The 19,738-nt window shown below is 54.7% G+C and carries 19 protein-coding genes; 2 read left to right on the top strand and 17 right to left on the bottom strand.

Annotated elements, in window-relative coordinates; translation table 11 throughout:
- Positions 1-19: 19 nt before the first annotated feature.
- The 4 genes from NST37_RS08215 to racE form a co-directional block, all read right to left on the bottom strand.
- Complete coding sequence (locus NST37_RS08215; RefSeq protein WP_024984471.1) at positions 20-622, bottom strand: XTP/dITP diphosphatase; 603 nt, start codon at positions 620-622, stop codon at positions 20-22.
- Positions 615-1,397 carry a ribonuclease PH gene (gene rph / locus NST37_RS08210; RefSeq protein WP_339186561.1) on the bottom strand — a complete coding sequence of 261 codons (783 nt, stop codon included), beginning with the start codon at positions 1,395-1,397 and terminating at the stop codon, positions 615-617. Before rph ends, NST37_RS08215 begins: the two co-directional genes overlap by 8 nt.
- A 173-nt stretch (positions 1,398-1,570) precedes the next feature.
- Entirely contained in the window at positions 1,571-2,629 is a 1,059-nt protein-coding gene (locus NST37_RS08205) for a GerMN domain-containing protein (RefSeq protein ID WP_003387674.1), read from the bottom strand.
- 148 nt (positions 2,630-2,777) lie between these two features.
- A complete protein-coding gene (gene racE, locus NST37_RS08200; protein ID WP_243014758.1) occupies positions 2,778-3,608 on the bottom strand; it encodes a glutamate racemase in 831 nt (276 codons plus the stop codon).
- A 168-nt stretch (positions 3,609-3,776) separates the two neighbouring features.
- On the opposite strand from racE, the gene NST37_RS08195 reads away from it, so the two are divergent.
- A complete protein-coding gene (locus tag NST37_RS08195; RefSeq protein ID WP_339186559.1) occupies positions 3,777-4,736 on the top strand; it encodes a superoxide dismutase in 960 nt (319 codons plus the stop codon).
- Between the two features lie 249 nt (positions 4,737-4,985).
- Positions 4,986-5,369, top strand: a complete 384-nt coding sequence (locus NST37_RS08190) for a DUF3899 domain-containing protein (RefSeq protein ID WP_339186557.1) — start codon at positions 4,986-4,988, stop codon at positions 5,367-5,369.
- Here NST37_RS08190 and NST37_RS08185 read toward each other — a convergent pair.
- From NST37_RS08185 to NST37_RS08125, 13 genes are all read right to left on the bottom strand, one after another.
- Positions 5,360-6,307, bottom strand: coding sequence for an oligopeptide/dipeptide ABC transporter ATP-binding protein (locus tag NST37_RS08185; RefSeq protein WP_031932345.1), 948 nt, complete (start codon positions 6,305-6,307; stop codon positions 5,360-5,362). The genes NST37_RS08190 and NST37_RS08185 overlap by 10 nt on opposite strands.
- Positions 6,304-7,326, bottom strand: a complete 1,023-nt coding sequence (locus tag NST37_RS08180) for an ABC transporter ATP-binding protein (protein ID WP_339186555.1) — start codon at positions 7,324-7,326, stop codon at positions 6,304-6,306. Before NST37_RS08180 ends, NST37_RS08185 begins: the two co-directional genes overlap by 4 nt.
- Before the next feature lie 20 nt (positions 7,327-7,346).
- Positions 7,347-8,291 (bottom strand): ABC transporter permease, encoded by a 945-nt coding sequence (locus NST37_RS08175; RefSeq protein WP_003387683.1) that lies wholly within the window; start codon positions 8,289-8,291, stop codon positions 7,347-7,349.
- Positions 8,292-8,294: 3 nt separating this feature from the next.
- Positions 8,295-9,227: an ABC transporter permease gene (locus NST37_RS08170; protein ID WP_024984465.1), complete on the bottom strand. Its 933-nt coding sequence runs from the start codon at positions 9,225-9,227 to the stop codon at positions 8,295-8,297.
- A gap of 18 nt (positions 9,228-9,245) precedes the next feature.
- Positions 9,246-10,679, bottom strand: coding sequence for a dipeptidase PepV (gene pepV, locus NST37_RS08165; RefSeq protein WP_024984464.1), 1,434 nt, complete (start codon positions 10,677-10,679; stop codon positions 9,246-9,248).
- Positions 10,680-10,704: 25 nt separating this feature from the next.
- Complete coding sequence (locus NST37_RS08160; protein WP_024984463.1) at positions 10,705-12,756, bottom strand: sigma 54-interacting transcriptional regulator; 2,052 nt, start codon at positions 12,754-12,756, stop codon at positions 10,705-10,707.
- Between the two features lie 68 nt (positions 12,757-12,824).
- Positions 12,825-14,480 carry a peptide ABC transporter substrate-binding protein gene (locus tag NST37_RS08155; RefSeq protein ID WP_003387689.1) on the bottom strand — a complete coding sequence of 552 codons (1,656 nt, stop codon included), beginning with the start codon at positions 14,478-14,480 and terminating at the stop codon, positions 12,825-12,827.
- 69 nt (positions 14,481-14,549) lie between these two features.
- Positions 14,550-15,575: an asparaginase gene (locus NST37_RS08150; protein WP_039069887.1), complete on the bottom strand. Its 1,026-nt coding sequence runs from the start codon at positions 15,573-15,575 to the stop codon at positions 14,550-14,552.
- Positions 15,576-15,851: 276 nt separating this feature from the next.
- Entirely contained in the window at positions 15,852-16,010 is a 159-nt protein-coding gene (locus tag NST37_RS08145) for a hypothetical protein (RefSeq protein WP_339186552.1), read from the bottom strand.
- A 10-nt stretch (positions 16,011-16,020) separates the two neighbouring features.
- Complete coding sequence (locus tag NST37_RS08140) at positions 16,021-16,317, bottom strand: 4Fe-4S dicluster domain-containing protein (RefSeq protein WP_003387692.1); 297 nt, start codon at positions 16,315-16,317, stop codon at positions 16,021-16,023.
- Positions 16,317-17,612, bottom strand: a complete 1,296-nt coding sequence (locus tag NST37_RS08135; RefSeq protein WP_339186551.1) for an FAD-dependent oxidoreductase — start codon at positions 17,610-17,612, stop codon at positions 16,317-16,319. The genes NST37_RS08140 and NST37_RS08135 overlap by 1 nt, the downstream gene beginning before the upstream one ends.
- Entirely contained in the window at positions 17,596-18,627 is a 1,032-nt protein-coding gene (locus NST37_RS08130; protein WP_003387695.1) for an electron transfer flavoprotein subunit alpha/FixB family protein, read from the bottom strand. The genes NST37_RS08135 and NST37_RS08130 overlap by 17 nt, the downstream gene beginning before the upstream one ends.
- Entirely contained in the window at positions 18,624-19,454 is an 831-nt protein-coding gene (locus NST37_RS08125; RefSeq protein ID WP_003387698.1) for an electron transfer flavoprotein subunit beta/FixA family protein, read from the bottom strand. Before NST37_RS08125 ends, NST37_RS08130 begins: the two co-directional genes overlap by 4 nt.
- Positions 19,455-19,738: the final 284 nt, after the last annotated feature.

Raw genomic sequence — 19,738 nt, 5'->3', positions numbered from 1 at the left:
TCTCCTTGCGTACACTGAATTACTCGCCGGACTTTAAGGTCGTCAGCAAATTCTGCATGGCCATGGCGCGGTGGCTGATCTGATTTTTTTCCTCGGATGTCAGCTCGGCCATCATTTTCTTTTGCTGCGGCAGATAAAAAACCGGGTCGTAGCCGAAGCCGTTGGTGCCTTTTGGTTCGCGGGCGATCACACCCTCGCAGGAGCCCGCTGCCACTACCGGCTCCCGTCCCGGCTCCACGAGGGCGAGTACGCAGCGAAATCTCGCCGTCCTCTGCTCGTCCGGCACGTCAGCCAGCTCGCCCAGCAGTTTTCGCCAGTTGGCTTCATCAGACGCATTCTCGCCGGAGTACCGGGCGGAGTAGACGCCGGGACGGCCGCCCAGCGCATCTACCTCCAGACCGGAATCGTCACCGACTGCCGGCATGTTCAAGTATGTAGAAATGGTTACAGCTTTTTTCAGTGCGTTGGCTTCAAACGTATCGCCGTCCTCCACCACTTCCGGAACGCCTTCGAACGCATCCAGGCTGATTCCTTCCCATCCCAATTCTGCAAAGAGCTTGTTAAACTCCTTCACTTTTCCTTTGTTCCGCGTAGCGAGTACGACTTTTTTCGGTTCAGACATGATTTTCCTCCGCCTCTTTCTCCTGATCGCCTTCGCCTTTGTTCTCAAAAGAGAGCGTCAGCTCGGACAAGGCCTCCCTTTGAGCGGCAAATAGCTGGTCAATGCCCTTTTTCGCCAGTGCAAGCACCTCCTGCAGCTGTTCTACGGAAAAAGGAGCCTCTTCCCCGGTGCCTTGCAGCTCGACGAATTTTCCTTCCCCGGTCATCACGATGTTCATATCGACCGTCGCTGTCGAGTCTTCCTTGTAGTTCAGATCAAGCAAGACTTCCCCGTCGATAATTCCGACAGATGTCGCTGCAAGAAAATCAGTCAGCGGGTACTGTTTCCACGTACCGTTTTCGACGAGCTTTGACATTGCTTCTACCATCGCCACGTAGGCTCCGGTAATCGACGCTGTCCGGGTGCCTCCGTCCGCCTGGATTACGTCGCAGTCCAGCCAGATCGTACGTTCACCCATCGCTTCCAGTTGAACGACAGACCGCAGTGCCCGACCGATCAGACGCTGGATTTCCATGGTTCGCCCTGCCACTTTCCCTTTGGAAGACTCTCGGGCATTGCGTGATTCCGTAGCCCGGGGGAGCATGGCGTATTCGGCTGTAATCCATCCTTTGCCGCCACCGCGCATGAACGGCGGAACGCGGTCCTCCAGCGTCGCCGTGCAGATTACTTTGGTGTCTCCCACCTCGATCAGGCAAGAACCTTCCGCGTGCTTGATGTAATTCCGCGTAATCTTAACAGGACGCAGTTGGTCATGGGTGCGGCCATCATTTCTCATTCCATGTTCCTCCTAGTGTACTTTCATCAACTCCGCCCATTATACCAGAGAGACAAAACCACTTGCCACTCTGCACGGGGTTTGACTTGCGCCAGGTGCGTTGAAAGTTTGCCGGCCGACTTTCGGAAAAGCAAAACCACGCCGGGACCAGAGGCGTGGAATGATATCCTTCCTTAATATTGGATCGGGTTGATGTGAACGGACCGGCTGACCGGCTTGCTGAAATCAAAGCTTCCGCTCTTGAGCGGCTTGCCTTCCACCATGAGCTGAACATTTTTCGCTCCCGTACTGTCGGAAAGCGACAACACCAGCGATTCCAAAGCCTCCGGACTCGCTTCCCTGCCGTCATCGTATTTCAGGATATCATCGCTCAGATTGACAGTGACCAGCCCGTTTTCCTGGCGAACATCGAGAACGCGGGTCGTCTGCAGCAGCGAGCTGAAAAGAGGCGAGCCTTCTTTTGGTCCCTTGATCAATTCCTCTACAGCTGCTTTGGCAAGGTTCTCTGTTTCTGGCACCAGCCTCGTCACCGGTACAAAATACGTCCGTTTGTCATCGAGCTGCCCCTGAAAATAGACGGTGACCGAGGACGTTTTCCCGGGTACCGCCCCCTCTCCGAGCTCCACGTTGACTCCCTGATTGCGGTCGAGGTACGTGGTTGGCGTATTGCTTGCCGGCATTTCCGAGAGCGGCGTGCCGTTTACCCAGATCTGTACCGATTTTACGTTGCCAAACTCAGTGAGTGCCCGCGTCACCGCATCGACAATCTTTTTTTCCTGCTTTTCGTCGTACTTCTTAAACTCCTTGGAAAAGTCGACCGTAGCCACACCTTCCTTGATGACAAGCCCCTTTACCTCTGTCCCTTTTGGCAGGACGGCCGAAAAACCGCTGGGCAGCATGCTCTCTACCGGACCGCCTTTCACCATGTAGGTCAGTACCTGCTTTGCCATGCCTTCCACCTTTGGCAGCGTCAACGATACAGGTACGACGTATCCATTATTATCAAGCAGATAAACGGTTCGGTCGACCGATTCCTGTGTTGCCGCCACTGTCTCTCCGGCTGCAGCGTCTGCGGGGGTTTGGGTACCTGGCGTCTCCACCGCCACTTCCGACAACGGGGGCGGGTCGATGCTGGTCGCTTCCTTTTCCGGCCCAAACAATCCGCACCCTGAAAGCAGCAGGGCGCTAACCCCGATCACGGCCGTCATTTTGCCGATGCGTCGTATTTCCATGTTATCCAGCCTCCTCCAGACACTTTGTACTAACATGTATACGAGCATGGCTTGGGTTTATGCGTTGTTTGTCCGCAAAAAGGAAGGTTCTTTCGCGTCAATCAGAGAATGACTGACGAAAAAGAACCTCCTGCGTTTATTTGCCGACTCAGGATTGATACAGCTTTTCCAGCGACCTGCTTTCAACCTGTACCGGAAAGCCCAGCCATTCTTCCGCTATTCGCTGGAAGGAAAGCGCATTTCCGCTCGTGTAAAAGCAGTGTCTGGGAGGATCTGCAGGTCGCTCTTTTCCCCGCGCCAAACCGTTCGTGACGTCTCCCAGCAACCGGCTTACCTCGCGTGCCGTTTCCTCCGCCGAGCTGATGAGGGCAACCCCCGATCCGACGGCTTTCTGAATCAATGGCGCAAGCAGCGGATAGTGCGTGCACCCGAGAATCAAGGTGTCCAGTTCGAGACCCTGCAACGGCTCAAGGGTCCGCTCCACCTCTTTTTGCGCTTCCTCTGAATGCTGACAATGCGTCTCCACCAGAGGCACGAAGGCAGGACAAGCAAGTCCGACTACACATGAATCGGGTCTCAATCGCTTGACAGCCTGCTCATATGCTTTGGTGCGGATCGTGGTTTCTGTTCCGATCACCCCAATCCGGTCTGTTTTCGTTACGCTGATCGCTGCCCTTGCCCCCGGCTCGATTACCCCAATGACCGGCAACGGAAGCCTTCTCCTCGCTTCTTCCAGCACCACCGCTGTCGCTGTGTTGCAGGCAATGACGAGCGCCTTGATCGGAAACTTCGAGACAAACTCAATCATCTGAAAACTGTAGGCACGTATTTCTTCCGGCGTCCTGGACCCATAAGGACAGCGGGCATTATCGCCGAAATAGAGAATGGATTCACCGGGCAACTGCCGCATGACTTCTTTGGCAACAGTCAGCCCCCCCACTCCGGAATCAATGATTGCAATGGATTCATGGTCGCTCATCGGTGTGTCTCCCCTGTTGTGTTGTCCATACCTAATAGCATACCACTTCCTTTTATTTTCGCTACTACCATATGCGCTGGATATTTACCATGTACTCCGCGAATGCCGCACATCCGCTGGGCTTCTGTCATACCTTGTAGATGAGATTGCAAGCGAGGAGGAAAACCATTGCAGGAGCATACCCGACACCTGTCCAACTGGAGCCAGTGGGGCATTCAATGGATTGAGCATCTCCGCCGCCAGCATCGCTTCAATCGCGAACTGGAAAGGCATATGCACAAATTTGAAGAAGCCTTTAGCCAAATAGGCCGCAGTGCGAATTCACTTAAAAATGAGGAATCCGCAACAGCCATTCCTGCACTTATGCAACAGGCAGAAGCTGTACAGCAGCAATTCCACCAGTTCCTGCGTCTGATCCAGGACCGCGAAAAACAGGAGCCCGAAGTCAGCCAGTCGGTCTATCCGCCTGCTCGCCAACCGGCACCGATACCCATCGCTCGCCCTGTACCTATAGGCAAGCATACATTGCCCCCGATTCCCTATGCCTACGATGCACTGGAGCCGTATATCGATGCCGAGACGATGCGCATCCATCACGACAAGCTGCATCGCAAGTACGTAGAGGATCTCAACAAGGCGGAGAGTAAGCTTGCGGAAGCTCGCGCCAGAAACGACTTTGAGCTCGTCCGTCACTGGGAACGGGAGCTGGCCTTCAACGGAGCCGGACATTACCTCCATACGATTTTTTGGAACGTAATGAGTCCGGAGGGCGGCGGCGAGCCGACAGGAGATCTTGCGCGACAGCTCGCCCGCGATTTTGGCTCATTCGCCGCGTTTCAAGCCCATTTCTCCCAGGCCGCCGAAAAAGTAGAGGGTCCGGGCTGGGCCATTCTCGTCTGGTCCCCGCGTGCACAGCACCTGGAGATTTTGCAGGCCGAAAAGCATCAGAATCTGTCACAATGGGATGTCATCCCGCTGCTCGTCCTCGATGTCTGGGAGCATTCCTATTTCTTGCGGTACAAGAACGACCGGGCCCACTACGTGGAAAACTGGTGGAAGCTGGTCAACTGGCCCTATGTCGAGGAGCGGTTTCAACAAGCGAGAAATCTTCGCTGGCAGCCATTTTGACAAGGAAACCTGTAGAAACCAAAGCCTATCCAAAAGCTGCTTCATCAAAATATCCCCGGCCGGAGCTTGCGGCACGGGGATATTTGTTTGGCCCTCCACACTCGCCGCCTATCATATTGATGAAAGGCTTTTACAAGTTTCCTAAGCTTCCAAAGGTTTAGACACAAGAGAGCGGAAAAATACGTTATCATAGGATTATGGAAAAATGAATCCGTTCAACCTCACTGTACAAAGGACGTGGATCACACCATGGGCAAACGGCTTACATACCTGCTCCCCGCGGTGCTGCTGCTCGCACTCGCCGCAGGCTTCCTCTTCTCTTCGCAGACGCTCCTGGGGCTGATCAACCAAAGCTTTCTGGCGGGACTGTTCTTCTTGCTTCTCGGCAGCATCTCTCTGGTGCTTCGCTCCGGCTTTTTTACTGTCTTCCTCCAAGGCTTCAAGCAAGTAAAGCTGCTTTTTTTCAAGCGGCCCAGAATCATGGAAAGTGATTGGTTTCAGGAAAAAGACCCGGTATTGCAAAAAAAGACAGAGACGCTGATCCGAATCTGCACGTCTCTGTCATTATGGGCGGGGGCTGCCCTGCTGATGTTTTCGGTTGTGCTGACTTGCTTCTATCTCTATCAGTCGTAAAGGTGGCAGGCTACCCAGTGGCCTGCCTCCGCTTCTTTCCAGACAGGCTCTTCCAGCGCGCAGCGCTCGGTCGCCTTCGGACAGCGGGTACGGAAACCGCAGCCGCTCGGGCGGTTGGCCGGACTTGGCAGGTCTCCCTGCAAAATAATTCTCTCCCGCTTGACGGTCGGGTCTGGCACCGGCACCGAGGAGAGCAGCGCCTGCGTATACGGATGCAGCGGCAGCTTGTACAATTCGTTGCTGGTTGCAAGCTCTACCATTTTCCCCAAATACATGACGCCGATGCGCGTCGAGATATGCTTCACCATCGACAGATCATGGGCAATGAACAGATAAGTAAGCCCGCGCTCCGCCTGCAAATCCTCCAGCAGATTGACCACCTGCGCCTGAATCGAAACGTCCAGGGCGGAAATCGGCTCGTCCGCAATGATAAATTCAGGCTCCACCGCAAGCGCCCTGGCGATGCCGATCCGCTGCCGCTGACCGCCGCTGAATTCATGCGGAAAACGGGAAGCGTGTTCCTTTCTCAGGCCGACGAGCTGCAGCAGCTCGGTAACGCGCTCCCGGCGCATTCCCCTGGCGAGGCCGTGGATGTCCAGTCCCTCTGCAATAATGTCCTCCACCGTCATCCGCGGATTCAGACTCGCCTGCGGGTCCTGGAAGATCATCTGTACATCCCGGTTGAACTGGCCCGCTTCCTTCCCTTTCAGGCGATGGACGTTCTTTCCTTTGTACAGCACTTCTCCGTCCGTATTTTCGTAAAGACGGATGATCGTCCGCCCCAATGTCGACTTTCCGCAGCCGCTCTCTCCCACCAGGCCGAGCGTCTCGCCCTGCCTGATGGAAAATGTCACGCCGTCGACCGCCTTCAAAAGCTGGCCGTTTCCGATATGAAAGTGTTTCTTCAGGTTGTTTACTTCTACCAAGTTGTCTTTCATTCTCCCTGCCTCCCTGCTGCAACCAATTCCTCGATACGCGGCGCACGCGGATCATGCAGCCAGCAGGCAGCCTGATGTCCCGGCTCGAACGTGCTGATCTCGGGCATTTGCTGATTGCAGATTTCCATGGCGTAATCGCAGCGGGCTGCAAAAGGACAGCCCTTCGGCGGGTTGAACAAGTCCGGCGGCGTTCCGTCGATCGGGACAAGCCGCTGCTTTTCCTCTCCGTCAATTCGCGGCAGAGAACGCATCAGGCCCCATGTATACGGGTGGCGTGGCGCGGCAAACACGTCTTCAACGGTTCCCGTCTCTACAACGATCCCTGCGTACATGACGACCATGCGGTGAGCGATTTCAGACACGACGCCCAGATCATGGGTAATGATGACGACAGAGAGCTCCTGCTCCTCCTGCAGACGCCGCAGCAGGTCGAGAATTTGCGCCTGAATCGTCACGTCCAGCGCTGTCGTCGGCTCGTCTGCGATGACAAGCTGGGGCTGGCACGCCAGTGCGATCGCGATGACGACACGCTGGCGCATCCCGCCGCTGAATTGGTGCGGATACTGGTCGACCCGTTTTTCCGGATCGGGAATCCCGACGAGGCGCAGCATCTCGATCGCGCGTTTCTGCGCTTCCTCGCGGGTTACCTGATGGTTGCGGATAAATCCTTCGACGATTTGCGTTCCGACCTTCATCGTCGGATTGAGCGCAGTCATCGGGTCCTGGAACACCATCCCGATCTTGGAGCCGCGGATTTGCATCCACTCTTTTTTCGTCAGATGGGTGATGTCGCTTCCCTCAAAGACGATATTACCGTCCACGATCCGGCCCGGAGGATTGGGAATCAGGCCCATGATCGCCTGGGCGGTTACGCTTTTTCCGCAGCCGCTCTCGCCGACGATCGCCAGCGTCTCCCCTTTGTCCACATGGAAGGATACGCCACGAACAGCTTGTACTTCGCCGCCGTATGTCTTAAAGTTCACTTTCAGGTTGTCAATCGTTAGCAGATGTTTTTCCATCGCGGTTCCTCCCTCCAGTCCTACTCGCGCAGACGCGGATCAAGTGCATCCTGCAAGCCGTCTCCAAATACGTTAAACGCAAACATCGTCAGTGAAATCATCAGGCCAGGGAAGAAAAGCCGCCACCAGTCGCCTGTCAAAATAACCCCCATCGCATCGTTGGTCATGGTTCCCCAGCTTGCGTCCGGCGCTTGCACGCCCAGGCCCAGGAAGCTGAGGAATGATTCCGCGAAAATCGCAGACGGAATCGTAAAGGTCAGGTTGACGATGATGACACCGATCGTATTGGGAATCAGATGTTTAAACAAAATTCGGGAAAACTTGGCTCCCAGCACTTGAGAGGCAAGGATGAACTCCTGGTTCTTCAACTGGAGGATTTGACCGCGCACAAGCCGCGCCATCCCTGTCCAGCCGGTAGCCGAGAGCGCGATGATAATAGTGAGCATCCCCGGTTCCATCACGACCATCAGCAAAATGACGACGAGCAGATACGGCAACCCGTACAGTACCTCGATCACACGCATGATGATGGTGTCGATCCGCTCACCCCGCTTTCCTCTGCCGGCCATGTAACCGGCAATACCGCCGACGGTCACGCCGATAATCAAATCGATCAGAGCGGCAACTACGCCAATCGTGAGGGAGATGCGGGCTCCGGCCCAGGTACGGGCGAACATGTCCCGGCCGAGATCATCCGTTCCGAACCAGTGCTCTGCCGACACCGGCTTGTTTTTCGTGAGCAGGCTTTGATCCGATGCGCTGTAAGGCACCAGATGGGGACCGATGATTGCCATCACCACGAGCAGCAGGATGATCGCAAGACCGAGCATGGCCAGTTTGTTTTTTACGAGTTTGCGCACCACTTGCTGAACATTTGTCAGACTGGGGCGCATGGATATGTCATGGGCTTCCGACTGCTTGGAAAGCGGTCGGAACAGCGGATCGATACGTTGTTCCATCGCCACTGGTTATCCCTCCTTGTTCGTCAGCTTAATTCTCGGGTCAATCAGGGTGTACGCCAAGTCGATCAGGAAGATCGTTACGATCAGGATGGAGCTGTAGAAAATCGTCGTTCCCAAAATTACCGGGTAGTCGCGGTTAAAGATTCCATCCACAAAGTATTTCCCGATGCCCGGAACGGCGAAGATTTTCTCCACCACGAACGTTCCCGTAATCAACGAAGCGATAAGCGGTCCCAAGAAGGTGACGACCGGCAGGATCGCGTTGCGAATGCCGTGCTTGACCACAAGCGCAAAGGTAGGAACACCTTTGGCTTCTGCGGTGCGAATGTAGTTCTGGTTCATCACTTCGATCATGCTGGCCCGCATGTAACGGGTGATGATCGCCAGCGGCCCGAAAGCCAAGGCGAGCGACGGCAGAACCGTATGCATCCAGGTGCCCCACGTTGCGACCGGAAAGATCGGAAACTTGATCGCAAAAAAGTTGATCAGGAGCGGCGCCATGATAAAGCTCGGAATGGCAATGCCTAGGACGGCTATCGCCATCGCAGCGTAATCAAGCCATTTGTTTCGGTTCAGCGCTGCGATGATTCCAAAGGTGATCCCGAAAAATATTGCAATGACAATCGCTTGCGCCCCCAAGGTAGCGGAAGCGGAAAATCCGTCGGCGATCATATCGTTTACGCCGCGCGTGTCTGACTTGATCGATGGACCGAGGTCAAGCATGACGAGGTTTTTCAAATAGAGCACATACTGTACGGGCAACGGCTCATCGAGGTTGTATTTGGCGCGCAGGTTGGCCAAAATTTGTTCCGGGAGCTGATCCGATTCGGAAGCAAACGGATCACCAGGGATGGCATGCATCAAAGAAAACGTCAGCGTCACGATGATCCACAGTGTGAGCAGCATCATCAGAACGCGTTTTACGAGGTAATGGGACATGGCTCAACCTCCATGATGTTATTTCGCCAGTTCGTACATGGCTTCCGCGTAGATAGCCATCGCCCTGAGCAAGTCGTCAATCTCTGCGTACTCATCGGTGAGATGAGCCATCGATTTCTTTCCGGGGAAGAGAGGGCCGAATGCGACTCCTGCTTTCAGCGATTTGGCATAGGTTGCACCGCCGGACGAAAGCAGTGTCGCTTCCTCTCCCGTATGATTGGTGTAGACGCGGGAGAGTGTTTGGATGACCGGATGATCCTTCGGTACGTAATGGGAGCGCGACGTCCTCAGGCTGGCTATCGTGACGTCCAGCTGCGGGGCCCGTTCCTTCAGTTTTTCAACGTACTCTTCCGGATTAATCGTCGCAGGGTAGCGAATATTCAGTCTGACAGAGCCGCCTTCGTTGCGGTCATAGGTCAGGATGCCGGCATTGACGGTCAAGCGCCCTGTAGCTTCGTCGGCGCAGGCAAGACCGAGCTTTTCTCCGTAGTAGTCCTCATGCAAAACATCGGACAACAGATTCAGGAAAGTTCGATCAGATCCGGCGAACGGCAGGCGATTGAGGAAGCTTGCCATAATTGTCCCCGCATTTTTTCCCTTGAACGGCTCCATGCCGTGGGCAGGCAAGCCTTTGGCAAAAAAGCGAAGTGAACCGTCGCCGCCCGGAATCACCTCTCCTGTGGCTCCATGTGCGAAAAGATGCTTTTGAAAGCTCTCTTGCAGATCCCGAATGGCTTGTTCGTTATCCGCGGCGGCCGGCAGAGAAACGATGGCAACCGCTTTTTCCGGTACGCTGTTCCCCTGGTCGCCAGAAGCAAACGAGAGCAAATTCCAAGACGACGAGTCATTAGACGCAATGCGCGGCGCAATCGCCAGCGTCGGATTGATCTGTCCCTTTTCCGCGTGAATCATAGGGAAGGATGCATCCGGGGAAAAGCCTACCTCCGGCAGCTTTTCTACCTTGGTGTAATGCTGCATGCAGAGCCAGCCACTCTCTTCATCCGTGCCGATAATGAGGCGAATCCGTTTGGATATCGGGAGCCCGGAGTCCTTCAACAGCTTCAGGGCAAAATACGCAGCCAATGCGGGCCCTTTGTCATCAATTGCCCCCCGGGCGTAAATTTTGCCGTCCCGAATGTCGGGCTCAAACGGCGGCGTCGTCCATCCTTCGCCAACCGTTACAACGTCGACGTGCACGAGAACGCCGATTTCCTCTTCGCCCTCGCCGTACTCCACATATCCGGCGTAGCCATCCAGATTTTTTGTGGCAAAACCGTCCGCTTCGCCCAGCTTGAGCAAGTATTCAAGCGCCTGAGCGACACCCTCGCCGAACGGCTTGCCCTCAGATGCGGTCGTCAAATCCTCAATGCTGTTGATTGACAAAAACGGAATCAGCTTGTCCAGATAACTCTCTTTCTGCGCTACAGCCGCTTCTTTCCAGTTTCCGCTCATCTCGATTCCTCCCTATCCGGTAGCTTTACTTGCAAAAGGCGAGAAACGCTTCTCCCTTTGATGAGATACTGCTGCCCTGCCGGCCCTTGCCGACACGGATCAATTCATCCTGCTGAAGCATTTTCAGACGGTAGCGCAGCTGCTGCGTGGTCAAGTCGATTCCTCGCTCGCGCAGCTGCTCCTGAAGTGCGTATCTCCCGCCTCCTGCCGTGGACAGCTCTTGAAGAATGGCGGTCATTTCGAGCAGAAACCCGCGCTTTTCGTACGCCTGATAGACTTCTTCACATTCATGCTGCAAGCCATCTGCTTCCAACGGGACAACGGCTGCAGTCTGCAAAAAGGGCAGATGATACGCGTAAACCTCTTCCTCCACCACGTGTGCCAAATACTCCACGACATTTTCCAGCTCGCGGATATTTCCCGGCCAGTCGTACGCCTGCATGGCGTTCAAAGCTTCGCGCGACAGGGTAAAAGGAGGGCGTCTCAAATCTACACAATAACGACGGATAAATGCGTCTACCAACCACGGAATATCTTCCGCCCGTTTTCGCAGCGGCGGCAAATGAATCGGCAAAATATTGAGCCGGTAATACAAGTCGGCCCGAAACCTTCCCTCTTTGACCATTTGCTGCAAATCCTGATTTGTGGCGGCGATGACCCGGATGTTGATCGGGATTACCTTGTTGCCCCCTACGCGCATGATCTGCCGCTCTTGCAGCACCCGCAGCAGCCGATTTTGGATCGCTCCGCTTGCGTCCCCGATTTCATCGAGAAAAATCGTCCCTTTGTGCGCCAATTCAAACCAGCCGATGTGTCCGCCCTTTCTCGCCCCGGTAAAAGCTCCCTCCTCGTAGCCGAAGAGCTCGCTTTCCAGAAGCGATTCGGAAATCGCGGCAAAGTTTACGCCGACGAACGGCTCCCGTTTTCGCGGGGAGGCATTGTGAATGGCTTGTGCCAGCAATTCCTTGCCTGTTCCCGTTTCGCCGAGCAGCAGCACGGTGGAATTGCTTCTGGCAATTTTTTTGGCGATCTGGATGACCTGTTGAAAGGACTGGCTTTTGCCGTAAATTTCGTCAAAGCTGTACTTGGCGATCAAGCCTTTGCTGTACAAGCGCAACCGGTAGTCGTGCTCCATCTTTTCGATCTCCGCTGCCTTCCGAAACAACAGCAGACTCCCCAGATAGCGTCCTTCCATGACGATGTGCATTTTTCGGAAAAAGTAAGTCCGGCCTGCCCAGTCCACGAGCACTTCTTCATTTTCGTCGCAGTCGCGAACCGTCTCCATAAAGTCTTCCGGCAGACAAACGGCCGCTTTCTCCCCTTGGACACCCGGTCCGTGCAAATGAAGCGTATCGATGGCTTTCTGATTGATAAACCGGATGACTTCTTGCTCGTCCAAAGCGATGACTGCGTCTTCAATCCGGTTGACAATACCCTCCAGATACATTTGCAGCAGGCGGGCATGAAGAATTTCATTGTTCAACTGCTTCGTGATGTAAATGAGCGACTGCATGGTGCGGGCTGTTACCTTTTGGAAATTCCCGTTGTCAAAATGGGCGTAAATCTCCAACCACGTAGACAAGTCGATGACCCGAAAGCCGATGTCGACGACCTTGCGAATCGTCGGAGGAACATGCTCGGCCTCGCCCGGCGTTACGGCGATGTCAATGTCCAGCGGATAATCAGATCCGGGGTAATACGGATACAGCTCAAAGTCCATCCCCGATGCGATCAAAAGCCTCATCGTTTCGTCCACCGTCTCGGCCGTATCGCTGACGAGCAGTACCTTCACACCTCTTGGTATCTCCAGCATTTCCCGCAGGTTGTGATAGGGCAGCATCCGCTTTGCCACGATCGCCCTGGAGTCTTGCGGCAAATACGGCTCCACCTGTTCGTAGATGCTTTTCGTGGAGAGTACAACCAGTGAACCTTCGGCAATCGGCCGGTAAGGCAGCTGGTCGACCCGCCGACCTTCGATATGAAAGTCTTGCGAGATGCCCAATTCATGGCATTGACTAACCACGGATTGTAAAAATTCGTCCATCTTCGCAACAAAGGTTACAGTCTTTTTTTCCATGAGTACCCGCTCCAAGATGTATAGTGAGGACAAGGGCGGGATTGCAAGCCCTTGTCCTCACTATCGTACTATTTTTTCGAAATTTCGGCCCACTTGAAGTCAAGCGTTCCAACAGGGTGACGGATAATGCCTTTTACATTCGGCTGATCCATGAACACTTTGGTACCAAAGTAGATCGGCACAAGCGGCATATCGTCCATGAACATCTTCTCGGCATCGTGCATCAGCTGGAAGCGTTCTTTTTCGTCAGCCGTATTGCGGATTTTTTCTACCAGCGCATCGTACTCTTTGTTGCTGTAGTTGATGCGGTTGCCAGGATGATCGGTCACGAACAGCTCCAGGTAGTTGAGCGGATCGCCGTAATCAGCCGGGATGGTGGAACGGGAGATTTGCAATTGACGGGCGCGCTGGTCGGCCAGGAACACTTTCCATTCCTTGTTCTCCAGCTTTACATCAACACCCAGGTTTTTCTTGTACATTTCTTGCAGTACTTGCGCGATCTGCTTGTGGGCGTCGCTTGTGTTGTACGTCAAAGTAACCGGCGGAAGAGTCGTGTAGCCTTCTTCTTCCATCCCTTTTTTCAACAGCGCTTTTGCCTGTTCTACATCGTTGTCCTTGATGAAATCGCCGCCGACTTCACGGAAATCGCGGCCGTCCGGTTCAGGGAAGCCGACCGGGATATGCGCCAGTGCCGGAAGCTGTTTTCCTTGTGCCACGTTGTCGATCAGAGCCTGACGGTCGATCGCCAGTGCAAATGCCTTGCGGATGTTTGCGTTTTGGAACGGCTCCATTTTGACGTTCATCCGGTAGTAGTAGATGGATGCTTCCGGTTCCACTTTCGCTTCGCCAGAATCGATCAGTTGCTTTTTCATATCGTTTGGCACGGTTTGGATCATGTCCAATTGGCCTGTTTTGTACATTTGGTATTGGGTGTTTTCGTCGTTTACCATGACCCAATCGATGCCCGCGTATTTCACGGAATCCTTATCCCAGTAGCCTTCGTTCTTTTCTACTTTGACGGATTGATCATGTACCCATTCGGTGATTTTGAACGGTCCGTTGCTCACGAGAGTAGATGCTTCCGCAGCAAAGTTCGGATTGCTTTCTACCACTTTTTTGTTAACCGGGAAGAAGGTTGGCTGAGTCAGGATGTGCAGGAAAAATCCCGCAGGAGACTTCAGCTTTACTTCCAGTGTCTTCTCATCGATTGCTTTGACTTTTACGCCGTCGGCTGTGCCTTCGCCCTTGTTGAACTCCTCGGCTCCCTCGATGTAGTAAGCCAGGAATGCGGACGGGAATGCGTTCTTCGGATCGACGATGCGCTTGAACGCGTATTCAAAGTCTTGCGCCGTTACCGGATCGCCATTGGACCATTTGCTGTCGCGAAGCGTAAAGGTGTATGTTTTTCCGTCTTCGCTCACTTCCCACTTCTCGGCCATCGCCGGCTGCGGCTTGTGATCCTTGTCCAGGCGGGCAAGGCCCTCCATCGTTGCGTTCAGCACTTCGTTGGAGGTGCTGTCAAACCCTTTCGGCGGATCGAGAGAAGGCGGCTCCGTCTTCAGGTTCAACCGAAGCTTGGCCGAAGCGTCTGCTTGTCCTCCCGTTTCCCCCGCTTGCTGCTTGCCTGGATCTGCCGGTGCTGCTGACTGGCTGCAGCCTGTCAGCACCAGCGAGAGCAGCAAAGCGGAAGTGCTCAGTACTTTCCATCCTTTGCGCAAATTCATCGCAGGATTTCCCCCTTTTTTATGCTTGTTGTATATATGCGTAAACGGCTGTCAGGAAGCAACGAGCCTTTACACGCCCAGTGGAGTGTTGCTTGCGTGCAGGGTAAAGGCAGTTTCAATACGGCCTACTGCCTTTCCGCTCATGTTCTTTACGATCGGGTTGGTGTACTCTGCGAGCTTCTCAAGCGGACCGTCCGTGCCGATGCCGAGCTGGCGAAGCACTTCATTGACCACCGCGTATATAGCGCGCGGTCCACCGTCCTCGATCTTCACAGCGATGCCGATGCCTGTTTGACGGTCGCCCAGGCAGTATACGGACTCTGCACCTGCCTTGCCAAACACTCGTCCGGCAAAGGCCGTCATCAAATCGGTACAGTAGCGGTTATTGCCGCCGACCATTTCCGGATGCGCAATCATCGCATCGGTGATCCGGGCAACCGCCTGACGGCGAGTCGGATTTTCGATCACGTCGGGCCTTGCCATTTTGGCGTACGCCCAGGCGTAGTGGGCCAGTGGCAGGCGGTGAACAGGAACGCCGCAACCATCCGTTCCCAGAACGATTTTGCCTTTTGGATAGGAAGTCAGATCGACAACTGCATCCAAAATGCGCTGCTGCACGGGGTGCTCAGGCAGATGGTACGTGGCTACTTCTTCTCCCATGTGTACAGCTGTAGCGATCATCCCTGCATGCTTGCCGGAACAGTTGCTGTAGATCGGGGTCAATGGCTTGCCCGCACGGATCAGTTCCTTATAGCTTTCCTCGTCGCGAGGCACATGGGTTCCACATTGGAGCATTTCTTCCGGCTGTCCGGCGCGTATCAGCATTTCCATCGCCCGCGAGCGGTGACGCGGCTCGCCGCTGTGTGAAGCGCAGCAGAGAGACAGATCGGCTGGTTCCAGTCCAAACTTGTCCGCTGTTCCCGTCTCAATGACCGGAATCGCCTGGATCGGCTTCATGCTGGAACGCGCGAAGGTTTGGCGATGAGGATCACCGTAGGAATAAAGCAAGTTTCCGTTTGCATCGACGACAGCTACATGACCGAGGTGTGTGCTTTCTACCGCATCCCCCCGGTATACGTTGGCTACCAGGTTCATGACTAATCTCCTTTGGTGTTGAAATATGGAGTTGCTATATAAACGAGTTATTGCAAGATGCGTGCCAACCATTCCGACAAGTCGAAGGACGTTGAATTTTCGCTTAATTCCTACGCTTCAGGCTGTTCCATAGATTGTGACCAATTAGTATTAGGTTACCCTATTTTTATTAATAGGTGAACAATTTGTTTAAAATAGGTGAAATAAATTCTAACAAAAATGAAAAGCACCCCTTTTCCCCCAGCACCGGGGAAAAAGGGGCACCCATTGGCCCAGTTATTCGGTTGCTCCTTCTTTGCGCAGGCATTCGGCCTTCTCCAAGCTGACGAATGTATCCTCCCACATGACCAGATACTGCTCTCCCTTTATGTCCAGGATGATTCCCCTCGCCCCGTCACCCGCGTACGTCACGACTTCGTCCACTTTAAACATCATCCATCGCCTGTTACCCCAATCTGAAGATGATGCCGTGTCCGCCTTTGGGGTATACCCATTTGATGTTTTCATGTGGACAACCGATCCGGCAGCTTCCGCATTCGTGACACCCTTCGTATCCCACATGCATTCGCACCTCTTCCCACTTGTACACTTCTGCCGGACAAAAAATCGTACACAGCTTGTCGGGACATTTTGTGGCACATACATCCGTATCCAATACGTGCAGGTGCGACTCCGTATCCGCCTTGAAGCGGACCAGGTACTGCTTTTCCTCGATCGATTGACCTTTGGGCAGTTCCTTCATCACTTCATCACCCTCCAAGCCTGCATCAGATCGCGGGCCATTTTCCACTTTTCTTTGGCGGAGCCAAGCTCCGTCCAGATTTTCTTTTGCTTCTCCCACTTGGAGCTGCCATCGACGGTGAACATCTGGCTGGCGGCCCTGTTCATGAGCGGAATGTAATTCTCGAAGTAATGCGGGTACTTTTCAAAGTGGTGCGTGGCATCCTTGTATTTTTTCATGTCCTGTCCAACGAAGCTGTCCATCAGCCTCTGCCGGTAAGAGTCGAGCATGGAAGCCGAAAAGTCTCCCGCAGCTTTAGCTTCGAGGATGGCCTCTGCCGCCAGCACCCCTGAAGTCATCGCCATATTGGAGCCTTCCCGGTGAATCGCGTTGACCAGTTGAGCCGCGTCCCCCACTACAATCACGCCATCGCCTACGACCTTCGGGATCGAGCGGTAGCCTCCCTCCGGAATCAGATGCGCCAGGTATTCCTGCTGCTCCGTTCCCTGAATGTACGGCCGGATGATCGGGTGCTTCTTGACGTAATCCAGTAGCTGATGCGGCTTGATCTTGTTCTTGATCAGGCCGGACAGCATCGCGCCGACGCCGATATTGAGGCTGTCCTTGTTGGTGTAGAGCCAGGCTGTTCCGAGAATTCCTTTGGTCGCGTCGCCGAAGATTTCAAACGTGCAGCCCTGGTCCTGCTCCAGGCTGAAGCGGTCTTCGATGATTTTCCGGTCGAGCTTGAGCACTTCCATGACCGCCAGCGCCACCTCGTCCGGGCGAAACTCCTTGTGAAAGCCGAGCGATTTGGCCAAAAGGGAGTTTACCCCGTCAGCCAGCACGACCACATCGGCAAACAGATCGCCGTCCGGGCGGTCTGTCCTCACCCCGATGACCTTCCCGTTTTCAACCAGACACTCAGTCACAACCGTTTCATTGACGAGCAGGGCTCCCTGCTGAACCGCCTTTTCTGCAAACCACTGGTCAAACTTCGCCCGAAGGACGGTGAAGTTGTTGTACGGCTCCTCTCCCCACTCCAGGCCCTTGTAGCTAAAGGTGACGGCGGATTTTTCATCGAGCAGCATGAACCGCTGCTCCACGATCGGCCGTTCGACTGGCGCTTCCTTGTAGAAGCCGGGGATAATATCCTCCATCATTTTGCGGTACAAGACGCCGCCCATCACGTTTTTGGAGCCCGGATACTCGCCCCGCTCGAGGAGCAGGACGTTGACACCCGCCTTTGCCAGCGTATACGCGCAGGACGTACCGGCCGGCCCCGCTCCCACGACAATGACATCAAATTTTTCCGCCATACTGTACCTCCTTGCCAGCCGTCACCTGGAACGCGTCGATCAGCATCGGAACGATCTCGAATGCATCCCCGGCAATGCCGTAATGACAGGATTGGAAAATGGGTGCCTGCGGGTCTTTGTTGATGGCAATGATCAGGCCGGAGTTCTGCATGCCGACCAGATGCTGGATCGCTCCGGAAATGCCAATGGCAACATACAGCTTGGGCGTGACTGTCACCCCGGTTTGGCCTACCTGGTGGGCGTGATCGATCCATCCCGCCTCGACGGCATCCCGGCTCGCCCCTACAGTGCCTCCGATCGCCTCGGCCAGGCGATGGATGAGCTGAAAGCCTTCCTTGCTGCCGAGCCCCTTGCCCCCTGCGACGATAATGTCAGCCTCGTCCAGGCGGATTTTTGTCTGCGTTTCCCGGACGATCTTCAGCACCTTGGTCCGAATGTCTTCCTCCCGCAACGGGATGGATTCCTCGATGAGCTCTCCTTTGCGGCTGGTGTCGATCGGGAGCGCTTTCATGACCTTCGGCCGCACCGTGGCCATTTGCGGCCGGTGCTTTTTGCAGAGAATCGTGGCCATGATGTTGCCGCCGAATGCGGGCCGGCTCGCTTCCAAAAGCCCTGTCGCCTCATCCACATCGAGCATCGTCGTATCCGCAGTCAGCCCTGTCTCCAGATCGGTGGCAACCGCGCTGGCGAGGTCCTTGCCCGTCGAGGTCGCACCGTACAGGATCGTTTCCGGCTTGTGCTTTTCTACGCAAGCAATGACTGCACGCATGTACGATTCGGTCCGGTAATCCCGGAAAACGGGATCATCGTAGAGATAGACCGTATCGGCACCGTAGTGAAACGCGGTCGCGGCCAACTGCCGAACTCCCTCTCCAATCAGTATGCCGGCCAGGGGTACTCCCCGCTTGTCTGCCAGCTTTCGCCCCGCTCCCAAAAGCTCCAGGGAGACAGGCACGATTTTCCCGTCCTGGTGTTCGAGGAATACCCACACGCCTTTGTACTCGTCCAGATTCATGCCCGTGCCTCCTTCCCTGCAAAGAGCTCTTGTTTCTGCTGCAAAATTTCCATCAATCGCTCAACCTGCTGCTGTGCCGATCCCTCCAGCATTTCGCCGCCTTTTGGCTTTTCCGGAGGCCAGACCTTGGCCACAATCGTCGGGGAGCCTTTGAGACCCAGCAGCGTCCTGTCGACGTCCTCCAGATCGCTGACCGCCCAGATTACGGGCTGGTAGCGTGCGGCGCGAAGCATGTTGGGCAGCGGCGAATAGGGTACCTCGTTGATTTCCTTTTCCACCGAAAACAGGCAGGGCAAAGCGGACTGAATCACTTCATAGCCGTCCTCCAGCTTGCGGTGGACGATGGCATAGCCTTGCTGCTTGTTTACCTCGACCACCTTTTTCACGCTGGTCAAAGGCGGGATGTCGAGCCGTCTGGCAATGCCCGGTCCTACCTGGCCAGTATCCCCGTCGATCGTCATCTTTCCGCAGATGATCAGGTCGATCGGCTTTTCCTTGGCGATTTTTTCGAGGGCTTTCGTCAGCGCATAGCTGGTGGCCAGCGTATCTGCCCCGGCAAAGGCCCGGTCGGTAATCATGTACCCCTCATCCGCACCGATCTCGATGCATTTCCGGATCGCTTTGACAGCGGGCGGAGGCCCCATGGTCAGGACGGAAACTGTTCCCCCGTACCTTTTTTTCAAGCGGACAGCTTCCTCCACGGCATGCGCATCGTACGGATTCAAAATGGCAGGCGCGCTGGAACGGTCCATCGTATTTGTCTTCGGGTTCATCTTGATGATCTTCGTGTCCGGCACCTGTTTGATACAGGCGACGATATGCAGCATGAAAAACTCCCCCCTTGCAGCCCGGCGGGGCATCGTTTCGATGGCAGCTCTTGCACAGGTTGTCTCTTTTTGACACGACGCTTCGGGCGGCATGTTCATCATTGATATAACGTATTGCTCAGCGCTGTCGAATAGACCAAGAACTGCCAGAAGCGGGGGATCGATCAATTTTTTTCAATCCATTGACAAGCTCGCTTCGCTCCTTATAATTGATTTATAAATCACATATCGTTCGGATGAACCATTCAGGAGAAGACAGATGTCTACCGACGGGGCAAGGGAAC

This window comes from Brevibacillus sp. FSL K6-6036 (assembly GCF_037964015.1).
GTDB classification, from domain to species: domain Bacteria; phylum Bacillota; class Bacilli; order Brevibacillales; family Brevibacillaceae; genus Brevibacillus; species Brevibacillus borstelensis.
The sequence above is the reverse complement of the archived record's forward strand: the minus strand, read 5'-3'. Positions and strand labels throughout refer to the sequence as shown.

Bases quoted from the DNA above. Each gene is read 5' to 3' on its own strand.
- NST37_RS08215 (WP_024984471.1), bottom strand. From the start codon at position 622: ATGTCTGAACCGAAAAAAGTCGTACTCGCTACGCGGAACAAAGGAAAA.
- rph (WP_339186561.1), bottom strand. From the start codon at position 1,397: ATGAGAAATGATGGCCGCACCCATGACCAACTGCGTCCTGTTAAGATT.
- NST37_RS08205 (WP_003387674.1), bottom strand. From the start codon at position 2,629: ATGGAAATACGACGCATCGGCAAAATGACGGCCGTGATCGGGGTTAGC.
- racE (WP_243014758.1), bottom strand. From the start codon at position 3,608: ATGAGCGACCATGAATCCATTGCAATCATTGATTCCGGAGTGGGGGGG.
- NST37_RS08190 (WP_339186557.1), top strand. From the start codon at position 4,986: ATGGGCAAACGGCTTACATACCTGCTCCCCGCGGTGCTGCTGCTCGCA.
- NST37_RS08185 (WP_031932345.1), bottom strand. From the start codon at position 6,307: ATGAAAGACAACTTGGTAGAAGTAAACAACCTGAAGAAACACTTTCAT.
- NST37_RS08180 (WP_339186555.1), bottom strand. From the start codon at position 7,326: ATGGAAAAACATCTGCTAACGATTGACAACCTGAAAGTGAACTTTAAG.
- NST37_RS08170 (WP_024984465.1), bottom strand. From the start codon at position 9,227: ATGTCCCATTACCTCGTAAAACGCGTTCTGATGATGCTGCTCACACTG.
- pepV (WP_024984464.1), bottom strand. From the start codon at position 10,679: ATGAGCGGAAACTGGAAAGAAGCGGCTGTAGCGCAGAAAGAGAGTTAT.
- NST37_RS08160 (WP_024984463.1), bottom strand. From the start codon at position 12,756: ATGGAAAAAAAGACTGTAACCTTTGTTGCGAAGATGGACGAATTTTTA.
- NST37_RS08155 (WP_003387689.1), bottom strand. From the start codon at position 14,480: ATGAATTTGCGCAAAGGATGGAAAGTACTGAGCACTTCCGCTTTGCTG.
- NST37_RS08150 (WP_039069887.1), bottom strand. From the start codon at position 15,575: ATGAACCTGGTAGCCAACGTATACCGGGGGGATGCGGTAGAAAGCACA.
- NST37_RS08145 (WP_339186552.1), bottom strand. From the start codon at position 16,010: ATGATGTTTAAAGTGGACGAAGTCGTGACGTACGCGGGTGACGGGGCG.
- NST37_RS08140 (WP_003387692.1), bottom strand. From the start codon at position 16,317: ATGAAGGAACTGCCCAAAGGTCAATCGATCGAGGAAAAGCAGTACCTG.
- NST37_RS08135 (WP_339186551.1), bottom strand. From the start codon at position 17,612: ATGGCGGAAAAATTTGATGTCATTGTCGTGGGAGCGGGGCCGGCCGGT.
- NST37_RS08130 (WP_003387695.1), bottom strand. From the start codon at position 18,627: ATGAATCTGGACGAGTACAAAGGCGTGTGGGTATTCCTCGAACACCAG.
- NST37_RS08125 (WP_003387698.1), bottom strand. From the start codon at position 19,454: ATGCTGCATATCGTCGCCTGTATCAAACAGGTGCCGGACACGAAGATC.